Origin of the sequence: Bartonella tribocorum (assembly GCF_002777915.1) — a bacterium.
Classification (GTDB): Bacteria; Pseudomonadota; Alphaproteobacteria; order Rhizobiales; family Rhizobiaceae; genus Bartonella; species Bartonella tribocorum_A.
This window is the reverse complement of the sequence record NZ_NJGE01000076.1, coordinates 1-988: the sequence shown is the minus strand read 5'-3', so window position 1 is coordinate 988 and position 988 is coordinate 1. Positions and strand designations below refer to the sequence as shown.

1 pseudogene is annotated in these 988 nt (G+C 40.7%); it reads right to left on the bottom strand.

Annotated features, from left to right (window positions below):
• Nucleotides 1-988 (bottom strand): annotated as a pseudogene (locus CER18_RS09740) (Vomp family autotransporter); the annotation flags it as partial.

Here is a 988-nt window from a genome sequence, read left to right as displayed (position 1 = left end):
ATAGTGATGAGGTTCGTTGTAGCATCTTGCTTAACAAGGCTATCACTAACAACTTGGCTAATCTGATTGTTAATATTCGTAACAGCATTCGTCATTTCATTATGAAGACCTTTGAAAGAACTATTTACACCACCAAATGCATCGGCAACATTGTTATATGTCTCTTCAGAAGACTTACCATCACCAGAAAATTGTGTAACTTTGAAGTTTGGAGCAGTCCATTTTCCATCCTTATATTCAGCACCACCACCAAAATAGTTCGCTAACGTACTATTCATCGAATAAAGCTGTGAACCAGTGATCGCATCCGTTGAATCTTTCGTGACACTACCATTCGCTAGAGACGTGATCTTGCTGTTCTTCTTATCACCTTCAGTTCCATGCGTCGCAACAAATGCATGATCATTATCACTCCATAACAACGCGTTCTGCTTAACATTTTCTGAAACTTCATTCGTATTTTGCTTAATCTCTTTATGAAGCTCTGTGAATGAATGATCAACACCACCAAACGCATCTGCTACACTCTGGTAACTCTTACCCTCCACTGTATAAGTCGGTGCTACACCCTTCAACACATCGGATCCACCACCTAAATACTTCGAAGTATTATCAGAAACTGTTTTGAGATCATTCGTTACTGTCGTGACATTCTGATTGGTTGCAAAAAGTTGCGAACCATTCACGGCATCGGTCGATGTCTCTGTGAGCTCTCCTGCTTTTACGCCCGTAAGAGTCCGTGCGGCATCTCCACTATTAGCAATGCTAATGCTTGTTCCACCTTTTTCTGCACCTATCTTGATAATCTTTGTCGCATCATCCTGCTTAACAAGGCTATCACTCACCACATCGTTAATGTGTTTGTTAATATTTGTAACAGCATTTGTCACTTCATTATGAAGATTCGTGAAAGAACTTCCTACACCTTCAAAAGCTGCAGCAACATTATCATAGCTCTTCTCTTCAACCTTATCGCCAGCAGCCAGCA